Source organism: Pseudoalteromonas sp. Scap25, assembly GCF_013394125.1.
Taxonomy (GTDB): Bacteria; Pseudomonadota; Gammaproteobacteria; order Enterobacterales; family Alteromonadaceae; genus Pseudoalteromonas.
The window spans coordinates 53,844-74,902 of sequence record NZ_CP041328.1 but is presented as its reverse complement, the minus strand read 5'-3'; the positions used below and the strand labels follow the sequence as shown (position 1 = coordinate 74,902).

Annotated in this window: 15 protein-coding genes; 8 read left to right on the top strand and 7 right to left on the bottom strand. The window is 41.1% G+C overall.

The annotated features are described in order from the left end of the window. The first annotated feature begins 50 nt into the window (after positions 1-50). Positions 51-1,655, top strand: coding sequence for a lytic polysaccharide monooxygenase (locus FLM54_RS15860; RefSeq protein ID WP_178956925.1), 1,605 nt, complete (start codon positions 51-53; stop codon positions 1,653-1,655). 65 nt (positions 1,656-1,720) lie between these two features. Then, positions 1,721-4,351 carry a glycosyl hydrolase family 18 protein gene (locus tag FLM54_RS15855; RefSeq protein WP_178956924.1) on the top strand — a complete coding sequence of 877 codons (2,631 nt, stop codon included), beginning with the start codon at positions 1,721-1,723 and terminating at the stop codon, positions 4,349-4,351. A 91-nt stretch (positions 4,352-4,442) separates the two neighbouring features. Here FLM54_RS15855 and FLM54_RS15850 read toward each other — a convergent pair whose 3' ends face one another. Further along, the gene (locus FLM54_RS15850; RefSeq protein ID WP_178956923.1) at positions 4,443-4,925 is read right to left on the bottom strand and encodes a putative 4-hydroxy-4-methyl-2-oxoglutarate aldolase; all 483 of its coding nucleotides are present in this window, start codon (positions 4,923-4,925) and stop codon (positions 4,443-4,445) included. Positions 4,926-5,274: 349 nt separating this feature from the next. Between FLM54_RS15850 and FLM54_RS15845 the strand changes: the two genes are divergently transcribed. After that, positions 5,275-6,738 carry a carbon starvation protein A gene (locus FLM54_RS15845; RefSeq protein ID WP_178956922.1) on the top strand — a complete coding sequence of 488 codons (1,464 nt, stop codon included), beginning with the start codon at positions 5,275-5,277 and terminating at the stop codon, positions 6,736-6,738. 62 nt (positions 6,739-6,800) lie between these two features. Here FLM54_RS15845 and FLM54_RS15840 read toward each other — a convergent pair whose 3' ends face one another. Then, positions 6,801-7,319: a TetR/AcrR family transcriptional regulator gene (locus FLM54_RS15840; RefSeq protein WP_054201362.1), complete on the bottom strand. Its 519-nt coding sequence runs from the start codon at positions 7,317-7,319 to the stop codon at positions 6,801-6,803. Positions 7,320-7,759: 440 nt separating this feature from the next. On the opposite strand from FLM54_RS15840, the gene FLM54_RS15835 reads away from it, so the two are divergent. The 3 genes from FLM54_RS15835 to FLM54_RS15825 all read left to right on the top strand — a co-directional run bounded on the left by FLM54_RS15835 (position 7,760) and on the right by FLM54_RS15825 (position 9,599). Further along, positions 7,760-8,386 (top strand): glutathione S-transferase family protein, encoded by a 627-nt coding sequence (locus tag FLM54_RS15835; protein ID WP_178956921.1) that lies wholly within the window; start codon positions 7,760-7,762, stop codon positions 8,384-8,386. Between the two features lie 16 nt (positions 8,387-8,402). Further along, positions 8,403-9,098 (top strand): cupin domain-containing protein, encoded by a 696-nt coding sequence (locus FLM54_RS15830; RefSeq protein WP_178956920.1) that lies wholly within the window; start codon positions 8,403-8,405, stop codon positions 9,096-9,098. A 105-nt stretch (positions 9,099-9,203) separates the two neighbouring features. Next, complete coding sequence (locus tag FLM54_RS15825; RefSeq protein ID WP_178956919.1) at positions 9,204-9,599, top strand: STAS/SEC14 domain-containing protein; 396 nt, start codon at positions 9,204-9,206, stop codon at positions 9,597-9,599. 41 nt (positions 9,600-9,640) lie between these two features. On the opposite strand, the gene FLM54_RS15820 is transcribed toward FLM54_RS15825, so the two are convergent. The 3 genes from FLM54_RS15820 to FLM54_RS15810 all read right to left on the bottom strand — a co-directional run bounded on the left by FLM54_RS15820 (position 9,641) and on the right by FLM54_RS15810 (position 14,497). After that, complete coding sequence (locus FLM54_RS15820; RefSeq protein WP_178956918.1) at positions 9,641-10,591, bottom strand: carbohydrate kinase; 951 nt, start codon at positions 10,589-10,591, stop codon at positions 9,641-9,643. A gap of 116 nt (positions 10,592-10,707) precedes the next feature. Further along, positions 10,708-13,101, bottom strand: coding sequence for a TonB-dependent receptor (locus FLM54_RS15815; RefSeq protein WP_178956917.1), 2,394 nt, complete (start codon positions 13,099-13,101; stop codon positions 10,708-10,710). A 166-nt stretch (positions 13,102-13,267) separates the two neighbouring features. Continuing rightward, complete coding sequence (locus tag FLM54_RS15810; protein ID WP_138569896.1) at positions 13,268-14,497, bottom strand: MFS transporter; 1,230 nt, start codon at positions 14,495-14,497, stop codon at positions 13,268-13,270. Positions 14,498-14,669: 172 nt separating this feature from the next. Between FLM54_RS15810 and gtfA the strand changes: the two genes are divergently transcribed. Then, entirely contained in the window at positions 14,670-16,142 is a 1,473-nt protein-coding gene (gene gtfA, locus FLM54_RS15805; protein ID WP_178956916.1) for a sucrose phosphorylase, read from the top strand. A 74-nt stretch (positions 16,143-16,216) separates the two neighbouring features. Here gtfA and FLM54_RS15800 read toward each other — a convergent pair whose 3' ends face one another. Beyond that, positions 16,217-17,248 carry a LacI family DNA-binding transcriptional regulator gene (locus tag FLM54_RS15800; RefSeq protein ID WP_178956915.1) on the bottom strand — a complete coding sequence of 344 codons (1,032 nt, stop codon included), beginning with the start codon at positions 17,246-17,248 and terminating at the stop codon, positions 16,217-16,219. A gap of 375 nt (positions 17,249-17,623) precedes the next feature. Here FLM54_RS15800 and FLM54_RS15795 point away from each other — a divergent pair, with 375 nt between their 5' ends. Continuing rightward, positions 17,624-20,398 (top strand): collagenase, encoded by a 2,775-nt coding sequence (locus tag FLM54_RS15795; protein ID WP_178956914.1) that lies wholly within the window; start codon positions 17,624-17,626, stop codon positions 20,396-20,398. Between the two features lie 151 nt (positions 20,399-20,549). Here FLM54_RS15795 and FLM54_RS15790 read toward each other — a convergent pair whose 3' ends face one another. Continuing rightward, positions 20,550-20,783 (bottom strand): hypothetical protein, encoded by a 234-nt coding sequence (locus FLM54_RS15790; RefSeq protein WP_178956913.1) that lies wholly within the window; start codon positions 20,781-20,783, stop codon positions 20,550-20,552. Between the last annotated feature and the right edge of the window lie 276 nt (positions 20,784-21,059).

The following is a 21,059-nucleotide window of genomic DNA, read 5'->3' as shown; positions in this document are numbered from 1 at the left end:
GGGTAGGCCTGAGCTTGCCCCATGTATTGAGTCTAATAAAGGATAAAATAATGGCATCAATTAAATTTAACACGATTACGCTATCTGCAATTACTAGTGGTTTACTACTCAGTGCACTAGCACCGCAAGTGCAAGCACATGGTTATATGGATAGCCCTAAAGCGCGCCAAGCAATTTGTCAAGTTGATGGCGGATACTGGTGGCCTGAAGACGGCACAAATATTCCTAACCTTGCGTGTCGAGCCGCATATTTAGAATCGGGCACGGTGCAGTTTGTACAAGCGATTGAATTTTCGGTTAATACTCCTGACTATTTAAATCAAACCGCAGTTGAGGCCAGTGTACCAAACGGCACTTTATGTGCTGGTGGCGATACAGCCAAACGGGGTATGGATTTACCATCACCACATTGGCAGCGCAGTGATGTAGTACCCAATGCCAATGGTGATATTCAAATACGTTATCTTGCATCAACCCCGCACAACCCAAGCTTTTGGCAGTTTTACATTACCAAGCCAAGCTTCAATAGCGCAACTGACGTACTAACTTGGCAAGACTTACAGCTAGTGCAAGAGCACGACAACATTGAGGTCGTTAAAGACCCCGATGGTAAACGCTACTATGAAATGAATGTTGCAATTCCGCAAGACCGCAGCGGCGAGGCCATTTTATATAGCCGTTGGCAACGTAATGATGTGGTTGGTGAAGGCTTTTATAACTGTAGCGACATCAACATAGTAAATGACGCAGGCCCAACTGATCCAAATTCGTTGACTAGCGTCGGTTACTTTGTTCGCCAAGGGCAAAATGCTATTGCAGGCGACATCGTATGGGCGCGATTATTTGACGAAACAGGCCAAGAGGTGATCAACCAACAGCTTAAAATCAATGCCGACAATCAAGCAAATTGGCAACAAGCATTGGCTGAGCAGCTTAACCTCGATTACGCGCATTTAGTGCAAATTGGTGTGCAAAACCAAGCGGGCGACATTACGTTTGATGCAACCGACGTACTCATAAATCAAGTGTATAGCAGCGATGCAAATTATACCTATGCCTTGAGTGTGCAAGGTGCGCCAACAAACACCGCACCCATTGTACACACCCCAGATAACCTAGTAGTTGATGAAAACACCACAACAGCAATTCATCTGCATGCCTTTGATGATGAGCAAAGTGAGCTAACTTACAGCTGGACAGTACCTACACCGCTAAGCTTTACAGGCTCTGGTGCCAACATCAACTTAACCACTGCAGAGGTATCAGCAAACACCGATTACACCATTGCAGTATCTGTATCGGATGGTCAATTAAGTACCCAAACCAGTTTTAGTGTCACGGTTAACGATGTACCTGTGGTCGATCCGGTTGACCCAGCAGTACCTGAATGGGAAAGCACTCAGACCTATCAAGCCAGCGATAAAGCCCGTTTTGCTAACGTTATTTACACCGCTAAATGGTGGAACAAAGGCCAACAACCAGATACCTCAGCGGCATGGGAATCAGCCTCGAAAGCTGACACAGCAGCCACTTGGAATACTAGCAAAGCCTACCAAGCCGGCGCAGAAGTAACGTATCAAGGACAGCGCTATCGCGCTAAATGGTGGACTCAGGGCGATACGCCAGGGCAAGCCAATGTATGGACCAAACTTTAATAAAGCCTAAGTTTTGCAGTTCAAACTTATTAAATAATTACATAAATAATGGATAAGAGAGACCTATGAATATCAAACAACTAAGCGCAGCCATCGGTGTTGCTTTATTTGCAAGCACAGCATCTGCTGCACCGTCTACACCAAGCATTAATTGGGAACCACAGCAATATTCGTTTGTTGAGGTAGATCTTGAGGGAAACGGCTCTTATAAGCAGCTAGTTACCCGTGTTGAACAAGTTAATATCAACATTCAGTGGAGTGCATGGAGTGGTGATGGTGGCGATAGCTACAAAGTATATTTTGATGACATGCTAGTTAATGAGGGCACGCTTGCTGCTGGTTCTAAAAGTGGCACTATTTCATTCCCTTATGATAAAGCAGGCCGCCATACAATGTATGTTGAGCTATGTGAAGGTGGCACGACCTGTGCGCGTAGTGCAGGCAAACCTATTGTAATTGCTGATACTGACGGTGGCCACTTAGCGCCATTGCCGATGGATGTAGATCCAAATAACCGTGACATTGGTATCAAACAAGGTTTAGTTACAGGCGCTTACTTTGTTGAGTGGGGAATTTATGGCCGTGATTATGATGTAACGAATATGCCAGCACAAAATCTGAGTCATATTTTGTATGGCTTTATTCCAATTTGTGGTGAAAACGCATCGTTATCGGGTGGTCCTAAACGTGCACTTGAAACCGCTTGTGCCGGCTCTGCAGATTACGAAGTGGTTATTCACGACCCATGGGCAGCAGTACAAAAAGCACTGCCAGGGGTTGATGCAAAAGACCCTATCCGTGGTACTTACTCTCAGCTAATGGCGCTTAAACAGCGTTACCCAGATATTAAAATTTTACCATCTGTAGGTGGTTGGACGTTATCAGACCCATTCGGTGGCTTTACCAATAAAGCTAACCGCGACACCTTTGTTGCCTCAATGGAAGAGTTTTTAAGAACATGGAAATTCTATGACGGTGTCGATATTGATTGGGAATTCCCAGGTGGTGACGGTCCCAATCCTGACATTGGCGATCCAATCAACGATGGCCCAGCCTATGTTGCATTAATGCAAGAACTACGCGCTATGCTTGATAAGCTTGAAGCAGAAACGGGTCGTACATACGAGTTAACCTCAGCTATAGGTGCAGGTTACGATAAAATTGAAGATGTAGATTACCAAGCGGCTAGTCAGTATATGGATTACATTTTTGCCATGACCTATGACTTTTATGGCGCATGGAGTAATGTAACCGGTCACCAAACTGCACTTTACTGTGGTGAACACATGAGTGTTGGCCAATGTAACGGTACCGGGCTTGATGAAAATGGCGAACCTCGTAAAGGCCCTGCTTATACCACCGATAATGCAGTGCAGCTGTTACTTGCGCAAAATGTACCATCGAAAAAAATCGTCGTGGGCACAGCTATGTATGGTCGTGGTTGGGAAGGTGTTTACCCGCAAAATGCAGCGATTGATGGTAACCCAATGACCGCCCCTGGTAATGGCCCATTAAAAGGCTCTACGGCACAAGGCGTATGGGAAGATGGGGTTATTGATTACAAGGGCGTTAAAGCCAATATGATTGGTGCTGCGGGCACAGGTATTAATGGTTTTGAAGTGGGTTATGATGAGCAAGCACAGGCCGCTTATGTATGGAATCGTTCAACCGGTAAACTAATTACTTATGATAGCCGTAAGTCAGTACTGGCTAAAGGAGCGTATGTTAATCAGTATAATTTAGGTGGTTTATTTGCTTGGGAAATAGATGCGGATAATGGTGATATTCTTAATGCTATGCATGATGGTTTAGGAGGAGTAGTTGCTCCGCCAACAAATAAAAAGCCAGTTGTTTCAGTATCTGCATCTGTATCTGTTAATTCAGGCGAGAGTATTACAGTAACAGCTTCTGCAACTGATGCAGATAACGATCCACTTAGCTTTAGCTGGAATGTTGATAGCGCACTGGTGGTATCTGGACAAAATAGTGCATCATTAGTCATTACAGCGCCAACAGTGACTGCAGATACGCAGTATGTGGCAACCGTTGCGGTATCAGATGGTAAAGCAACCGTTAATCGTGATGTTGTTGTTAATGTTATTGCGCCAACATCAGGGGGTGAAAACACAGCACCGAGTGTTGATGCTATCGCTAATATCAGCGTTGAAGAGGGCGCATCAGCAAGTGTAGCTGTAGTGGCTGATGATGCTCAAAACGACACCCTTACGTATTCGTGGACAGTACCTGCTGGTTTAACGTTAGTGGGTAGCGGTTCAAATATAAGTCTTGAGGCAGGCGCTGTAGATACCGATACAGATTTCACCGTGTCTGTTGCAGTTAGTGATGGTGCATTAACCACAACGCAAAGCTTTAGCGTAACAGTTACAAACGTTGATACTACAAATCCACCTACAGGAAGCTGGGATGCGAGTGTTGCATACGTTGGTGGTGATGTCGTTACTTATAACGGCGTTGAATATAAAGCAAAGTGGTGGACTCAAGGCGAGCGTCCTGATTTAGGTGGTGCATGGGAAGCAACAACACAACCTACAGATGGTACGGGTGTCGCAGTTTGGCAGCCAACGGCTATCTATAACAGTGGTGATGAAGTTTCTTATCAAGGTAATAAGTACCAAGCTAAATGGTGGACTCAAGGGAACGAACCTGGTTCAACCGATGTATGGTTAGCACTTTAATTTTAACCTGAGAATTTGGGTTTTAAAAAACCATATAAATTAAAAAAGCAGCTTTCGAGCTGCTTTTTTTGTTAACGACTATTACGAGGGGTTAAAACAACGCTTTAGAGCTAATTATTAAGCCGTTTACATCAGCATATGCCCAATCACCAGTATTAATTGTGGTGTTTAACATATTAACCGGGTGATCTTTAGCGCCTAAGCCGCGCTTAGTGGTGCAGCGCGGGGTTGCGCCTAGCGCCATTACAGGTAAATCAAGTGTGGCAAGAATTTCAATATCGCGACAGCAACCATTAATAACTATGCCGTGCCAGCCATTTTTTAGTGCGCGCTCTGCAATCATATCGCCAATAAAGGCAAAACGTTTACTGGCAAAACCATCAACAACCAATACTTTTCCCTCACCGTTTTCATGCAGTATGTTACCAGCAAACGAGTTGTCGTTAGGGCAGGTGACGGTCACTACTTGACCATAAAAGTAAGTTTTATTACCAAAGTGTTGCAAGCCACTGTCAGCAACTTGCACATGGTCGCGATGTTCATCGTATAAATCGGGCGTAGTAAACTGTGTCATTGAGGGCATCCTTGTTTTTTGGCAAAGCCATGTACGGCAAAGGCAAGTAAATTTAAAGTAGTAATAATGTTTATCGTAGGCTAATTAATCACTCAGGTGTAGCTATTGTTGCAAATTGGCTTATAGATTTTAGTCGCAATATAAGTACTTTTAGTGCTTTCCATCTGTTTCCATGAGTAACGAATGCTGTTAATTAGTTTTATTTTTTCGAATAAAATTGATTTTGTGAGCGCATTAGCCAAACGTCTCATTGTTGGCTACTTTTTCATATGCTACGTTCAATTGTTATTTAAAAAGTGGGGCGCAAAATAGCGTTCTATAAACACATACAAAAAGAGAAGCGTGCTTTATGATCATCTTTTTTATTTGCCTGACTATTTTAATATTAGGCTATAAGTTTTATAGCCCGTTTGTTGCAAAACAAGCGGGTTTAGATTCAACCGTAGACACTCCGCAAAAGCATTTTAGCGAAGGTGTTGACTATGTTGCTATTCACCCTGTTCGTGCATTTTTAATTCAGTTTTTGAATATTGCAGGAGTAGGCCCCATATTTGGTCCTATACTTGGCGCCTTGTATGGTCCAGTAGCGCTGGTTTGGATTGTACTTGGTAACGTTTTAGGTGGAGCTGTACACGACTTTTTCTCTGGCGTAATGAGTATTAAAGAAGACGGTAAAAGTTTACCTGAAATTGCAGGCCATTATTACAACGTAGTATTTAAAGGCTTTATGCTTATATTTACTGCTATGTTGTTATTTTTTGTTGGTGTAGTGTTTATTATGAGCCCAGCAGGATTATTGAGTAACTTAGATGCATTTGAAGGCACCATTTTTGCTAGTAATACATTTTGGGTTCTCGCTATTTTAGCTTACTACTTTTTAGCCACGTTATTACCAATCGATAAAATCATCACTAAGTTTTACCCTATTTTTGGCTTGTTAATGATTGTAATGACAGTTGCTATCGCAGTCTCACTGTTAATCAACGCACCCCATTTACCAGTAGCTGGCGACTTTTTAGCGTATTTTGAAGCCGATCATGCTCACGACTTTTTAGCCCCAAATCCTGATGGACTGCCTACTTGGCCGTTGCTATTTATCACCATTACTTGTGGTGCTATTAGTGGTTTTCACTCAACGCAAGCACCTATTATTGCTCGTTGTTTAACTAACGAAAAATATGTACGCCCGGTTTATTATGGAGCGATGATGTGCGAAGGTATTGTAGGTTGTGTTTGGGCGCTTGCTGGTATTGCTGCCTTCCCAGAAGGGTACGCTGGTTTAAAATCGATGCTTGATTTAGGCGGTCCAGGCTTAGTGGTTAACCATATTGCAAACAGCTACTTAGGTGTATTTGGTGGTATAATGGCTATTATTGCTGTTGCTGTTTTCCCTATCACCTCAGGTGATACGGCGTTCCGTTCACTGCGCTTAACGGTGGTTGATGCGTTTAGTATTCCGCAAAGTTTACGTAATCGTTTGTTGTTAGCACTGCCAATTTTAACCATTGCTTACTTTATGACTAAGCTCGACTTCTCTGTTATTTGGCGTTATTTTGCGTTTTCAAATATGCTGCTTTCTACCAGTGTGTTGTGGCTTGCGACCAAGTACCTATTTGACCGTGGTACATTCCATTGGATCACTAGTATACCCGCCGTGATCGCAACCGCAGTGACCTTATCTTACATTATGACTGCGGCAATTGGGTTAAACTTATCAAGTGACTTAGGTAAGCCTATTGGTGTAGTGGTAGCGGTAATAGGCTTTATTGCATTAGCTTTTGTGCACTCAAAACATAAAGTGCATCCAGCTTAAAACTACATAGTTATTAATGTAAAAAGCGAGCTTTATTGAAGCTCGCTTTTTTATATAAGCATTTAAAAAGTAGCTTGTTCGAAGTAGCTAATATCATCTAGGGTTTTACTAATAATCATTGCCCCTTCTAATAAGCTCACTGTTTGTATTGCCGCCCGAGCAGGATTAAGCTCTCCATTTATTTGATGTGCTTGAGTTAACCAGGCTAAGTTTTTATTAAAAAACCGCTGAACTTCAACGCGAACTTTATCGGGTAGGCTGTCGCTTTCTGCACCGAGTAAGCCACATAAACACATCTTTTTGTCTATCACGAGCGCATTTCTAAATAACTGAGTGTAAATATCGATGGGATTTTTACCGTTTGCTTTATGTGCATTCGGATCGCCAAGTACTGCAATAAAGGCATCGGTGTATTGATGCGCGAGTTCAGCGCCTAAATCAGCTTTGGTTGGAAAGTGATAATGTACACTGGCACTTTTTATACCTATTTCAGTAGCAAGTTCTCTAAAGCTAAAGTTGCTATAACCACCCAGTCGCACTTTATTTTCTGCGGCTTGTAGCAGGGCTGCTTTTTTACTCATTTTGATATTTCCTTGCTGTTATCTGAAAAAATTATCAACCAGTAGGTAGTTATTTTCAAGCTCTTTTATTTTTAGTTTGCAAACACTAAGCGCTTGCTATAAATTACCTATCAGTAGGTAGGTTTGGTTTGCTAATATTAACTTAGGGTCTGTCGACCTTTCAAGGTTAAATTTGCAGCAGTCTGTTTGGCATTTAGGCAAGGCAGTGCCTATGTGGTGTGGTTGTTCCCCATAAATAGGCGATAACGCAGCATCAATACCAAACAGGCGCTGCCCGAAGGGTTCTGCCTAAGGGCGATTTACTCTTTGTTGCTCGGTTTTTACTTAGCCCACTAGGTTACAAATCTCGCGCCGCGATTAAACCGCCCCTAGTTTGAACAAATTATAATCCGCAAAGGTCAACAGACCCTAGGTTGTTGTTAAAAATATAAGAGATAATTATGAAAATTTATGACGTAGAAAATTTCCCTAACCCGTTACGGGTTCGTATTGCACTTGCTGAAAAAAATGCGACTGATAAAGTAGAGTTTGTTGCTGTTGATTTATTAAATGGGGAGCACCGCAGTGAGGCTTTCTTGGCAAAGAATCCGTTGGCAGGTGTACCTGTACTAGAGCTTGATGATGGTACTTTTATTGCCGAGTGCACTGCAATTACACAATACATTGATACCGCTTTTGCAGGCCCTTCATTAACTGGTGTTGAGGCAAAAGAACGCGCAGTAATTAATATGATGCAAAAACGTGCTGAGTCGATGGTACTTGATGCAATTGCCACTTACTTTCATCATGCTACTGATGGATTAGGACCTAAACTTGAAACCTATCAAAATGTTGCATGGGGTGAAAAGCAAGCTGAAAAAGCACAGCAAGGCTTGGTTTATTTTAATAGCGTATTAGCAAACTCAACTTATGTGGCAGGTGAACAATTTAGTTTTGCAGATATTACCTTATACGCAGGACTTGTGTTTGCAGGCTTTGCACAAATTGCTATTCCTACTGAACTCACGCACTTAATTGCATGGCAACAAAAGGTCGCTCAGCGTCAAAGTATTGCTGCTATAAATTAATAATTTGGAGCCAACTATGAAAATTGCTGCCGACTTTAGTCAACGTGTCGTAGTACATAGCGAGTCACTTGAATGGATAGCTTCGCCCATGCTGGGTGTTGATAGACGTCCACTTGACAGAGTGGGTGAGGAAATTGCTCGAGCCACTAGTATTGTACGCTATGCGCCAAACAGCCACTTTAGCCCACATACTCATACTGGGGGCGAGGAGTTTTTAGTGCTCGATGGGGTATTTCAAGATGAGCATGGCGATTTCCCAAAAGGTACCTATATTCGTAATCCTCCGCAATCAAAACATACCCCAGGCTCAAAAGATGGTTGCATTATATTTGTAAAACTGTGGCAGTTTCAGCCAGAAGATCGCCAGCATGTTCGTATTCTCACACAGCATATGCAAGGGCAGAAAACCCCCGATTTTAATGACCTAAATGCCATTTTGTTATATCAAGATACGTATGAAACAGTGAGTATTGTACAGTTTAATGCTAATCAATCTTTAACGCTCACGGTAAGTGGTGGTGCTGAGTTGTTGGTTTTGGATGGCACTTTACAAGAGCATAACGACACACTTGAAAAACACAGTTGGCTTAGAGTGCCTGTTAATAGTGAAATTAACGCCACAGCGGGTAACAATGGCGCAAGAGTATGGATAAAAACCGGCTATTTAAACGATGTAAAAAACCAAGTTAATCGGTTAAAGAAACATAATTAGCTCAAAGGATAAATCGGCATTAACTGGCTGTTTTTTGACCTGCTTCATATGATAATTTTTAACTGTTGCCTATAATCAAAGCTCTTTTCATTCAAGGGTTGAGTTATGGTTAATTTAACACATGGTTTATCGATTGGTATTGAGCGCTCAGGCTGTGAGTTTTTCTTAACACTTAAGGCAATTGGTACCTTAACTCACAAAGATTATGAAGTGATCACCCCAATGATCGATTCAGCGCTAGGCGAAGTTAAGCATCCTATTGTTAACGTATTGATAGATGGCACTGAGTTAGATGGTTGGGAGCTTCGTGCTGCTTGGGACGATTTAAAGCTTGGCTTGAAACACAACAAAGAATTTAAAAAAATAGCGATTTACGGTAACAAAGAGTGGCAATCAACCATAGCTAAGTTAGGCAGTTGGTTTATGTCGGGTGAAATACAATACTTTGAAAATGCTACTGCCGCTTTAGAATGGCTAAAAACCAATAATTTAGACGCTTAGCAAAAAAGGCCAACAGTGGCCTTTTTTGTAAGTATCTTGGTTTATTGCGAAAGTGTTTGCTGCGTGGGAAGCGCAGGAAAAGCGCCTTTAGATAAGCAAGCTTTTGAGCCACAGCGAAGACCAAAGTGAAGCGCTTTTTTTACTATTGACTCATCATTTAGCTTATCAGTAAGTGGCACTGCATTATCGCTATGGTTTAAGTAGTATAGTACGCCAGCAATAAAAGCATCACCAGCGCTGGTGGTATCTACAGCGGTAATTGTTGGGGCTGCTTCACTGAGAGTAAAAGCGCTATGGTAAACAGTCGCTGGTGCCGGACCATCGGTTAAAAACACCAGCTTGACGCCTAAATCAAGCAGTGATTGTAAGTAGGCATCAGCTGATTGTTGGCGTTGTGTTGCTAAAAAATTTAACTCATCACGTGAGAGCTTAACAATATCGCAATACGCGTAGCATGCATGCACGTTTTGCTCAATGTCATTGCTATTTTGCCATAAACTGTAGCGTAAATTTACATCAAAGCTAACGATTTTTTGGTTGTTTTTAGCTTGCTTTAAAGCACACACAGTGGTTTTTGCTATAGCTGTATTGGTTAAGGTGTTTGAACAAAAGTGTAGGGTACTCAATTCATCCCAATTAATAAGCTTTAAGTGCTCACTCGTTAACAGTAAATCGGCTGTTTGATGACGATAAAAGTTAAAGCTGCGTTCGCCGTTTTCATCTAAGCTGACAATAACCATAGCTGTTTGCGCGCCTTCTATGGTAAATAAATACTCAGTATCTACGTTATATTGCTCAAGCGCATTAGTTAATTGTTTAGCAAAATAGTCATCTCCCATACCGCCACAAAACGCAGCTTTGCCGCCGAGCTTTGCGTAACCTACTGCCACATTAGCTGGAGCACCTCCTGGAATGGGCAAATAAGCACTGTTTTGAGAGTCTTGAGGCAGCATATCAATAAGCAGTTCACCAAGGCTAAGTAATTTGGTCATAGTGTAAATCCTAAAAAACCTAGCATGGCTAGGTCAAAATTCAAGGGAGAATTATTAAAACTAGTGTAACAATCGCTGAACAAACATAGCTTCAGCAATTGTTACACTAAAGTTGGTTAGTTAAACGCGTATTTAAACGTCAATGACGTTGTACGGCCATTAATAGCACGTGCGCGTATAATGTTGTTATCAGGTATTGAGCCTTCTTCTGCTTCAGTAATACCTACCGTATCGAATAGGTTATTTACGTTTAACGCAATATTAAGGTTTTCTGATAAATCGTAGCTTACAAAGCCATTTACTTGAGTGTAACCATCAAACTTAAGATCGTTATTATCTTGAGCATAGGCATCGGTAGTACCAATAAAGCTTAGGCCTGCAGAGCCTTTTTCATAAGTGTAACGTGCCATTAATGAGTAAATTAAATCAGCTTGGCGACGAGGCGTATTACCAACCACTTCTGGGGTAAGTGCATCTTTTGCAATCTCAGCGTCTGTCCACGTTAAATTACCACGAAAATCCCATGCATCAATAAAGTAGGTTGATTCAACCTCAATTCCTTTTGCTTCATATTCGCGGTCAAAAAAGGTTTGTGATGTCGCTTCAAAGTTTTGCTCTTCAGTTTGTGCATAAAATGCCGTGGCAAAAACTGACAGTGAATCAAAGCGCTTTTTAATACCAAACTCATACTGGTTTACTTCATCAACGGCATCTTCATCGGCTACTGAGCCATCGGCGCGAACTTTACCAAATAAAAGTCGGTCAGCATTGGCGCGACCGCCTTTGCTCAATCGTGCAAACGTTGCAAGGCTTGAGTCAATTTGGTAATTGGCACCAATTGAATATGATGCGTAATCCCAGTCGTAATTAACAGGGCTGGCATTTGCAAGGTCAATACCTGCAACATTTTGTTCAGGAACAGAAATCACACCGTCGCGATTCATATCAACGGTTGAGGTAACCGCGCCTGCATAGTTACCACGCGCTTCACCGCTGTCATAACGGGCACTAGCATCAATACTTACGTCACCCACCTTAGTTGAAAATGCAATATAGGGTGCACGAGTGTCGTATTCTGTGTCGTAATCGCGTTGGCAACAGTTACCCCAAAAAGGCGTGCCATAAGCGTATAAGCCATTTTCAGAGAATTCAGTCCCATCGGCGGCTGTTACATTTAACAGCGCTGCGTTATCACCTTTGAGCTCCATTAGGTAGGAATTCCATAACCACGACATGGCAATATTTTGGGTTGACGCATAATAGCCAAAAGTAACGCTAGTATCATCGCTTAGCGATTTAGTCAGTTTGAAGTCGTTAACAATTGAGTCAAAGTCGTTCATAGTTACATCAAACGTATGAATACGCATTGCTAAATCATCGTTAAATGCAGCACCTGTGGTCGCATTACTAAGCGTTGCACCCACACCACCAATACTTTGCGCTATAGCTGATGCATCGCCAACTTCAGCGGGGATCAACGAATTAAAATTACCGCTTACAGATGATTTACGAAAACGGTTTTCAATACGCCAATCGTTGTCTAAATCAAATACAGCCTCAAAACCAATTGAGTCAACTTGCGGATTCATACCATCGCGAATATCGCCGTTACTTATTTGATTTTCGCCGTTTAAGCGCACTGTTTTAGTAAATAATGCTGAATGCGGGGTATCTGATTGTGCGTCAAACCCAGGAATTGAGTCTCCATTTGCATACATTGGCATAGGTAAGTAGCCAACACTTTTATCATCTAAATGTTTGTAATAAAGACGCACGTATCCATTTTCAAAATCTTTGGTCAGGTTGGCTTTAATTTGCCCACCTTTATTTGATGTGTAACCTGTTTCACGTGGGCCTTCACCTTGACGTACAAAACCACCAACATGAAAGCGTACAGTGTCATTTAAATATGTGCCATATTCAAAGTCAGTTCGAATAGTATCGTAATCTAGGCCAAGTGTAGTTGATACGCTGCCCGATTCGTTTTCGCCATTTTTTGAAATGAAATTAATTATGCCACCCGGTGCATTACTTGCTGCGGTAGAGGCTGAGCCACCGCGAATAGATTCAATGGTTTGCACTGTGTTATCTAAGCGCATAAAAATGTCAGCGTTACCAAATGCAATATCGCCATATTGTAAAACAGGTAAGCCATCTTCTTGAAGCTGTAAAAATTTAGCACCACCAGAGGCAACCGGTAAACCACGTACTGCAATGTTGGCATTACCTTCACCGCCGGTTGATTCTGAGCGCACCCCAGGAATGATTCTAAATGCCTCTGCGGTAGAGCGAGGCGTAGACACCTCAACTTGCTCAAGTGAAACACTGCTCACAGAAGAACTTGACGCCATTATTGTTGTACGGCGGGGAACACCGGTAACAACAATTGTTTCTAGCCCTTTGTTAGCTTGCGCTTGTGTATTTTGCTCTTGTTTTTGTGCATTAACGCCTTGGCTAACGGCGAGCGCTAAAGCACTGATCAAATATAAAGGTGTGTTGTGTGTTGTCATGTGAACGCCTCGTTTTAAACCCAAAGGGAAGTTGTTATTTTTACTTAATCGATTAAGTAAAAATAACAAAGTTTTTACAATAAGCAAATTATTTTGTTAATTATTTGCTGTTTTTTTATTCAAACATTGATTTTTAAAATGTTTTTATAGCATTAAAGTTGTTTATTTACTCAGCGACTAGGTTGTTTTGCTCTAATGCAGTTGCTGATGGGTCACGAATATAATTAAACAGCATAGCTAAAAATAATATAACTGCAAAACCCGTGGCTAAATAAAATCCGTAGCGCACGTGTCCAAAGTAATCACTGATCATACCCATAAATAAAGGTGCTAAAGCGGCTGACAGTGCGGTAAAAAATAATATAACACCGGCTACTGCGCCGTGTTGATGAACAGGAAAACACGATATTCCCTTAGAATTTAAAGTAGGGTAAACCATCGACATAAATAAACCTGAAAGAGGTAATAAAGCCACAGCCCAATCAACGCCGCCATATAGAGTGCCAACGTAACACAGCGCAATGCCAAAGCTTAAGTAAGCCATAACTCCTTGCCAACTAAACCTATTCAGTAACCATACCGCAATAAAACGCCCTGCAGCACGTAACACAAAAAAGATTGTGAGTGCGTAAGTGGCCAGCAGCGGCCATGAGCCAGTGTAATCTTTTAGTAGAGTAGGCATCCACACGTATATGGCAACTTCGGTGGCAACATATAAAGCAATTGCAAGTGAAAAACCCAGTGCATAAGGGTTTTTAACCATTTTCATAGTCGTTTTTAGTGAGGCTGGCTTATCTGTATTTTTTACCACAGCAGGGTAATCGGCACGCCAAGCAAGCAATGCCAAAATCAAACACATAATGCCAGCAATGATGTAAAGGTAAGTCCAACTTACATTTTGAACCAGCAGCACGCCAACTAAAGCAGGGCCAACAATGGCACCAATGCCAAAAAAGCCTTCTACTTTATTCATGGTTTTGGTGTGCTCTTCGTTGCTATTAGAAATATCACCTAAAAGCGCCAATGCACCGGTTTTAAATAAACCAATGGCGAGGCCAATACAGCACAGTAAAAAAACAAAAAATATAAAGCTGCTACTAATCGCAAACAAAAAACAACTTGCAGAGAATATTAATAATCCAAGCATAATCGTTTTTTTACGGCCAAGACTATCGGCTAAAAAGCCTAGAAATAATCCACTTATTGCAATCATGGCCATAGGCGCATAATGAAACGCACTGGCTTGGGTCATACTTAAACCAAAATCGCTTATGAGTTCGGGAATGATCATGCCAACGGCGTCAGAGGTCATGGCAAACATAAAAAACATCATGTATGTGAGCCAACGAATTTGTTGCAACGGATCGCTGCTTACGTGTGTGTGTGATTTTGTCATTTGCTTTTCCTCGTTAAATGCTTGGTAACACACATTAAGTTGTCAGTAACTTATTGTAGTATTAATCGAGCCACGATATTTGTATGTAAAATATTTAAAAATTACTTGTAAATTCTTACTTGCTAGTTAAAGATATATCTTAATCGATTAAGTTTCAACTTGGTAATCACACATGATGAAGAATAAAGTTCAATTGATCACATATGCTGATCGAATCACCGGTAAAGATATAAACGCATTAACAGCACTTCTAAAGGGTCCACTTAAAGACGTTTTTGCAGGGGTACACTTATTACCATTTTATAACCCAATAGATGGTAGCGATGCAGGTTTTGACCCAATTGATCACAGTGAAGTTGATGCCCGAATAGGAACTTGGTCAGATATTCAAGCACTTGGAAAAGACCATGATTTAATGGCCGACTTAATAGTAAACCATGTATCGGCGCAATCGTTTCAATTTCAGGATGTGCTGGCCAAAGGCAAAGCCTCTGAATTTTGGGATTTATTTTTAACTAAAGAAGACGTATTCCCTAATGGCATGAGCAACCAAGAACAACAAGCCATTTACCGTCCACGGCCTGGAAGCTGTTTTACACCAATGAAATGCGGTGATGGTCAAACGTATGATTTTTGGACCACCTTTACCGACAACCAAATTGATATAAATGTAAAAGTAGAAGCGGGCATTGCCTATTTAAATAACGTACTTACTAAATTTTCTGCTAACAACGTAAACATTATTCGTTTAGATGCAGCGGGTTACGCCATTAAGCAAGCAGGTACTAACTGTTTTATGCTCGATGAAACATTTGCCTATTTAGATAAACTCTCAAAGCAGGCAAATGATTTAGGCATGGAAACCATTGCTGAAATTCATAGCCATTATCAAACTCAAGTTGACGTGGCTAAGCGCGTAAACATGGTATACGACTTTGCTTTACCCCCGCTTATTTTACACAGCTTATTTAATAATGATGTAGACGCACTGCTTAAGTGGTTACAAATTTCACCGCGCAACTGTTTAACGGTGCTAGACACCCATGATGGTATTGGCATTATTGACGCGGGTCCAATGGGCGATAAACCAGGGCTGTTAAACGCATCTCAAATAGATAATTTAGTAGAAACCATGCATGCCAACAGCAATAACCAGAGCCGTAAAGCAACAGGTGCAGCTGCAAGTAATGTCGACCTATATCAAGTTAACTGTACGTATTACGATGCACTGGGCGCAAATGATTTTGATTACTTATTATCTCGCGCCATTCAATTTTTTGCACCGGGTGTACCACAAGTATATTACGGTGGTTTATTTGCTTGTAAAAATGATATGGAGCTTCTGGCGAAAACGAACGTTGGTCGTGATATTAATCGCCCTTATCTAGATGCCGCTAAAATAGATGAAGCGCTAAATAAGCCGGTAGTAAAAGGATTAATAGCATTAATTAAAATACGTAATGAGCATCCTGCATTTGCTGGTGAATTTACTGCTCAAGGTGGCGCAAGTGTATGTTGTTTAATGTGGAAGCTTGAGCAACAATCAATTTCTTTGAGTATTGATTTTGCTAGTCGTACTGCACTTATTACGCAGGTTAATGGTTCTCAAGAAAACACTTTAAACTTACAAAGTTTATTAGTTTAAATAGCTTTATTTGTTGAAAACCAAAAAGCCAAGCAACTTAAGCTTGGCTTTTTTATCTGCGCTACTAACAGCGCTCAGCTACTTGCACCAATATTTAGTGCGTAACCTACTTCGTGTTGTTTTTCTTCTTTAGAAATAAATAAGTTAGCAGCTATTACACCTTTTTCTTGGCTATTTTGATGAATAGTCGTAAGGCGAGGCACAAAACGGGCTGCTTCTTCTATGCCATCAAATCCAACAATACGTAGCTCACTCCCTATTTTTATCCCTTGTTTTATTGCTTCTCGCATGGTGGCGAGGGCAATTAAATCACTCATACATATGATCACATCAGGGCGTGGTGAGGCGTTTAATACTTCTTTTGCAGCTATGCTGGCAAAACGCTCGCTACTTTCAGGAATATTCCAAATGCGGTCGTCGGCTACCGTTACATTCGCTTTATTTAACGCACGCTGATAACCTCGTAAGCGTTGGTGAGAAATAGATTGACCCGTTTCAAACTCATGATGTTCGTAAACTCGGCACAATACATTTTCATCGAGTAATCTCAAGCCTAATATTGCCACGTTATCAGTTGCACTGTGCAAAACATGTTTGGCTATTTCGTAACTGGCTTGTTCGTTATTTATATTAATTGATGCGTTGCGGGCAATATCAAAATCCACAGTAACCACATGTTTTTGTACTGTTTTTAGTTGCTCTACCAGTGCTTTGTTTCGCGGGCGCCCATAACAAATAAACCCATCAACAAAATCAACAACGTTATTAAGGTTTTCGTTATTGCCTGAAAACAATAAAACATTAATGCCGTTTTTTTCAAGCACTGAGGTTACACCACGCATAAAGCTACTGGCGACAGGGTCTGACACCATATATTCCACGCTATCTGGTAGCACTAAAGCAACAATATTAAACGTGCCACTTCGCAGAGATTGCGCCGCTTTATTAGGGCCATAATAACCGAGCTCTTTGCAAGCTTTAAGTATGGCTTCGCGTCGTTTAGCCGAGAGTTGATCAGGGCGATTAAACGCATTTGAAACCGTAGCATTAGACACACCTAACTCTTTGGCAATACTTTTTAATGTCCAACGGTTTTTTGTATTCATATAACCTACTCAAGGGAGGATGCTGGTTGAAAGAGTAAATTACCATATCTGGCTTTAAATCAAAGTGCTAATTATTTAAAAGAGTCGTTGTAAGACGCTCTTTTAAATATTGCGAGAGTTTAGTGTACCAAACTGACCCACCCCTATGGGGTAACCTTTGAGGGAGTGATATTCAGCTTCACTAAATTAAATAGAGTTTGAAGTAAGTAAAAATCAATACAAAAGAATTGGTTGAAACCGTTTTCTCAAAACTAATATATCAATATTCGTTAATGTTATATAAAATATATTGTATACAATGATAATGAGGTGTTACAAATTGTATCTCAATAACCAGTTCTGGATTAAGAACATACTAATCATCGAAGGTATAATATGAAAATTAACACACTGATTTTGACGTTACCGATATTAGGTATGAGTTCAATGGCATTGGCTGACAAGGTGGAGGAGCGAACATTTATACCTCAGACAGCCGTTGTAGAGCGTTTACATCATCATGGCGTTGAACAAAATCATAATGAAAAAGCACCGATTGCAAAAATGCAAAGCCAGCAAAAACTTTTTAATGCGCGTGTGATGACGATGCAAGCAGTCGCCGTTACGTGTGATTTGAATGCATTAGCAAACGCGAGCACATCAAGTATTATTACAGAAATTCAAAACCAAGGTACACAATGTATTAATGAGTTGTTTAGTGCCTCTGCTTTAACACAAAGTCAGGTGTTTACGTCTGATAAAATGTTTGCTGTTGCAAATCATGCTAAGGCACTTTCACTGACTTATGCTGGCGGCGGAAATGTAGAGTTGGAAGCGTTATTTTTATACCTACGAACTGGTTTTTACGCTGAGTTTTATAACGACAATGTTAGTTTTGCAACGTGGGTCACCACCGCAGTTGTGGGGGCGGTTGATGCATTTGTTGCCAATAGTCATTTTTACGACGATAACGACGGTCATGCTAAAACGTTAAACGAAGTAATCATCACAATGGACAGCTCAGAGCAACAGCATCGTTACCTTGAAGTGGTAAAACAATGGTTGAGCCGTTTTAATGAAAGCTACGGCGCTAAGTGGAATGTACGAAGTGCAGTGAATGGTATTTTTACCTTGTTATATCGTGGTCAATGGAATGATGAATTTGTTACGGCAGTGGGCAAAGACACTGATTTAGTAACAAGGCTCAGTGCGTTTACTCAAAAACAATGGATGATTGGATCAGACGCACAGTACCTTATTGTTAATGCAGCAAGTGAACTTGCTCGGTTAAAGCAATACTCAGATACACCGATTCAAAGTGCTGTAGATACTGGTCTAAATGCTATTTTTTCAACGTATACTAGCTTTGGTTATGGTGATGCGGTTTGGCTTGCGGCAGCTGACTCGGTTAGTTATTACGCAGATTGTAATGATTATGGTATTTGTGGGTTTGTAGATAACCTGATAGGTCAAGCACTGCCACAAAGCTATAGTTGCAGTAGCACGATTAAAATTCGTTCGCAAAATATGACTGTTGCGCAACATGCCGCCGCGTGTGATGCAATGGGTGCTGAGGAAGGGCTATTCCATACTAAACTTGCCACTAATAACACCCCCGTAGCTGATGATAATAATAGCTTTTTACAAGTGAATATTTTCGATAGTAGCGACGATTACGGTAAATATGCGGGGGTCATTTTTGGTATTAATACCAATAATGGTGGCATGTATTTAGAAGGTGATCCATCCGTTGTTGGCAACCAAGCAAACTTTATTGCTTATGAAGCAAATTATGCAAATGCAGAGCATTTCGTTTGGAATTTAGAGCACGAATATGTGCACTATCTCGATGGGCGATTTGATCTGTATGGCGACTTTAACTCTCCTACAGAAGATGTTGTTTGGTGGTCGGAAGGGGTTGCTGAATACATTGCTAATTTAAATGATAATGACGCAGCAAAAGAAACCATTAGTGATGGCTCACGTTTTACCCTAGCACAAATCTTTTCCACTACTTATGATGGTTTTGATCAAGACCGAATCTATCGTTGGGGTTACCTAGCTGTTAGGTTTATGTTTGAACGCCATTATGATGAAATTAATACTATGCTTGCCCATACCAGAGTGGGTGATTGGATTGCCTACAAAGCAAAAACAGAACAGTGGAAAAGTAGTTACGAAAGTGAATTTGTACAATGGTGCGATGATTTAGTTGCTGGCGCGCCTTCAAATATTCCGCCGACAGTTCAAATCAACGGCCCATATTATGGCGTGCAAAATAATGACGTCAGTTTTACCAGCAATGGCAGTATTGATAGCGATGGCTCAATTGTAAGTTATCAATGGAACTTTGGTGATGGCAGTAGCTCGAATCAGGCTAATCCACTTCACAGGTATATCAGTGAAGGGGAGTACAACGTAAGTTTGATAGTTACTGACAATCAAGGAGCAAGTCAATCAGCTATCACGACAGCGACCATCGAAAAAGATAGTAGTGTCGGTGATAACATATTGCAAAATAATCAAACAGTTCAGACTAACGGCGCGCAAAATGAGCAGCAATACTTTACTTTTGCCGTTCCGCAAGGTGCCAGTGAACTAGTATTTACAATTACTGGAGGAGAAGGAGATGCTGACCTGTATGTAAGCTATGAAGCGGCACCAACAGAGACCGTTTACGATTGTCGTCCTTATATTGGTGGTAACGAAGAGCAGTGCGCCATTGACCCAGTACAAGTTGGTACTTATCAGGTTATGTTATATGGATATAATGCATTTGAAAATGTGCAATTAACAGCGTCTTATATGCCAGCCACTTCCAATGTGCCCGATGTATGTGCCACACAAGGCAGTCGTAGCAACGGTCGTTTAAATGATGGCGAAGCGGTTTGTTTAGGTAACAGCGGTCCGATGTGGTTTAGTCTTGCTGATGTGCAAAGTCAAAGTGGGATTACAATCACCACGGCCAATGGCAGTGGCGATATAAGCCTTAGCTATGCCGAGAGCTCGTGGCCTAATGGCAATAACGAATTGGCTGAGTCAAATAATAGTGGTAACGACGAGTGTATTTATATTGCTAATTCAAGCCAATATTGGGGTTACTTAAAGGTATCAGGCTCAAGTAATGGTGTTAGTTTAGTCGTTGACTATAACAGTAGTGGATGTCGTTAATTACTCGCCCTATTAATGATTACTTTTATTGGAAAAGTTTATTCACACTATCTATGGAATAACACTTAAACTGAAAAATGCCGATCAGCTTGCTCACTGGTCGGCATTGATTTTTTTGAAAGGTTTTTACACTACTTTTGTCTTCAAAAGGTTATATTGGTTGCTTTTTGATGATGCGAATTTCTTCTCCGTCTACATCTAATCGTGCCGTGATCGTGATTAACATTGCTTCAGAGGTAGGGGTTAACCCAAACTCGTATTTCTTATCTTCATAAGGCGTGATTGCAACGTCCTGTTGTTGTGTATTTATTGGCGCAGCTTGGTCGTAAGGTGTCGCAGTAAAAGAAATAGTACCCGTAGTAAGACCTGAATAAGGGCCAAACAAATGAGCATTAATTTACCAAGTCTCTAGCGCGGAAAATGGTTAACCAGCTGACCTACGCTTACCTTATAAAATACATCCCACGTTTTGCCTAAGTGGGAGGTTTATGCCAGAAGCATAATGCTTCGCTTTGGTAAAGTACGTGATTTCATACACTTATTTACCTCAAGCAGTTCACTGTAATAGCAGTACAAAACACTACCTATATGGTGAACAGCAAGAGGCGCCTAATCTCTGATGGAATGTTGCAAATTTATTATTAATTACTCAAAAACAAGC

Excerpts from the sequence above, each read along its gene's own strand:
- FLM54_RS15810 (WP_138569896.1), bottom strand. The coding sequence starts at position 14,497 with ATGACAAAATCACACACACACGTAAGCAGCGATCCGTTGCAACAAATT.
- FLM54_RS15800 (WP_178956915.1), bottom strand. The coding sequence starts at position 17,248 with ATGAATACAAAAAACCGTTGGACATTAAAAAGTATTGCCAAAGAGTTA.
- FLM54_RS15850 (WP_178956923.1), bottom strand. The coding sequence starts at position 4,925 with ATGACACAGTTTACTACGCCCGATTTATACGATGAACATCGCGACCAT.
- FLM54_RS15825 (WP_178956919.1), top strand. The coding sequence starts at position 9,204 with ATGGTTAATTTAACACATGGTTTATCGATTGGTATTGAGCGCTCAGGC.
- FLM54_RS15855 (WP_178956924.1), top strand. The coding sequence starts at position 1,721 with ATGAATATCAAACAACTAAGCGCAGCCATCGGTGTTGCTTTATTTGCA.
- FLM54_RS15845 (WP_178956922.1), top strand. The coding sequence starts at position 5,275 with ATGATCATCTTTTTTATTTGCCTGACTATTTTAATATTAGGCTATAAG.
- FLM54_RS15860 (WP_178956925.1), top strand. The coding sequence starts at position 51 with ATGGCATCAATTAAATTTAACACGATTACGCTATCTGCAATTACTAGT.
- FLM54_RS15830 (WP_178956920.1), top strand. The coding sequence starts at position 8,403 with ATGAAAATTGCTGCCGACTTTAGTCAACGTGTCGTAGTACATAGCGAG.
- FLM54_RS15820 (WP_178956918.1), bottom strand. The coding sequence starts at position 10,591 with ATGACCAAATTACTTAGCCTTGGTGAACTGCTTATTGATATGCTGCCT.
- FLM54_RS15840 (WP_054201362.1), bottom strand. The coding sequence starts at position 7,319 with ATGAGTAAAAAAGCAGCCCTGCTACAAGCCGCAGAAAATAAAGTGCGA.
- gtfA (WP_178956916.1), top strand. The coding sequence starts at position 14,670 with ATGATGAAGAATAAAGTTCAATTGATCACATATGCTGATCGAATCACC.
- FLM54_RS15795 (WP_178956914.1), top strand. The coding sequence starts at position 17,624 with ATGAAAATTAACACACTGATTTTGACGTTACCGATATTAGGTATGAGT.
- FLM54_RS15835 (WP_178956921.1), top strand. The coding sequence starts at position 7,760 with ATGAAAATTTATGACGTAGAAAATTTCCCTAACCCGTTACGGGTTCGT.
- FLM54_RS15815 (WP_178956917.1), bottom strand. The coding sequence starts at position 13,101 with ATGACAACACACAACACACCTTTATATTTGATCAGTGCTTTAGCGCTC.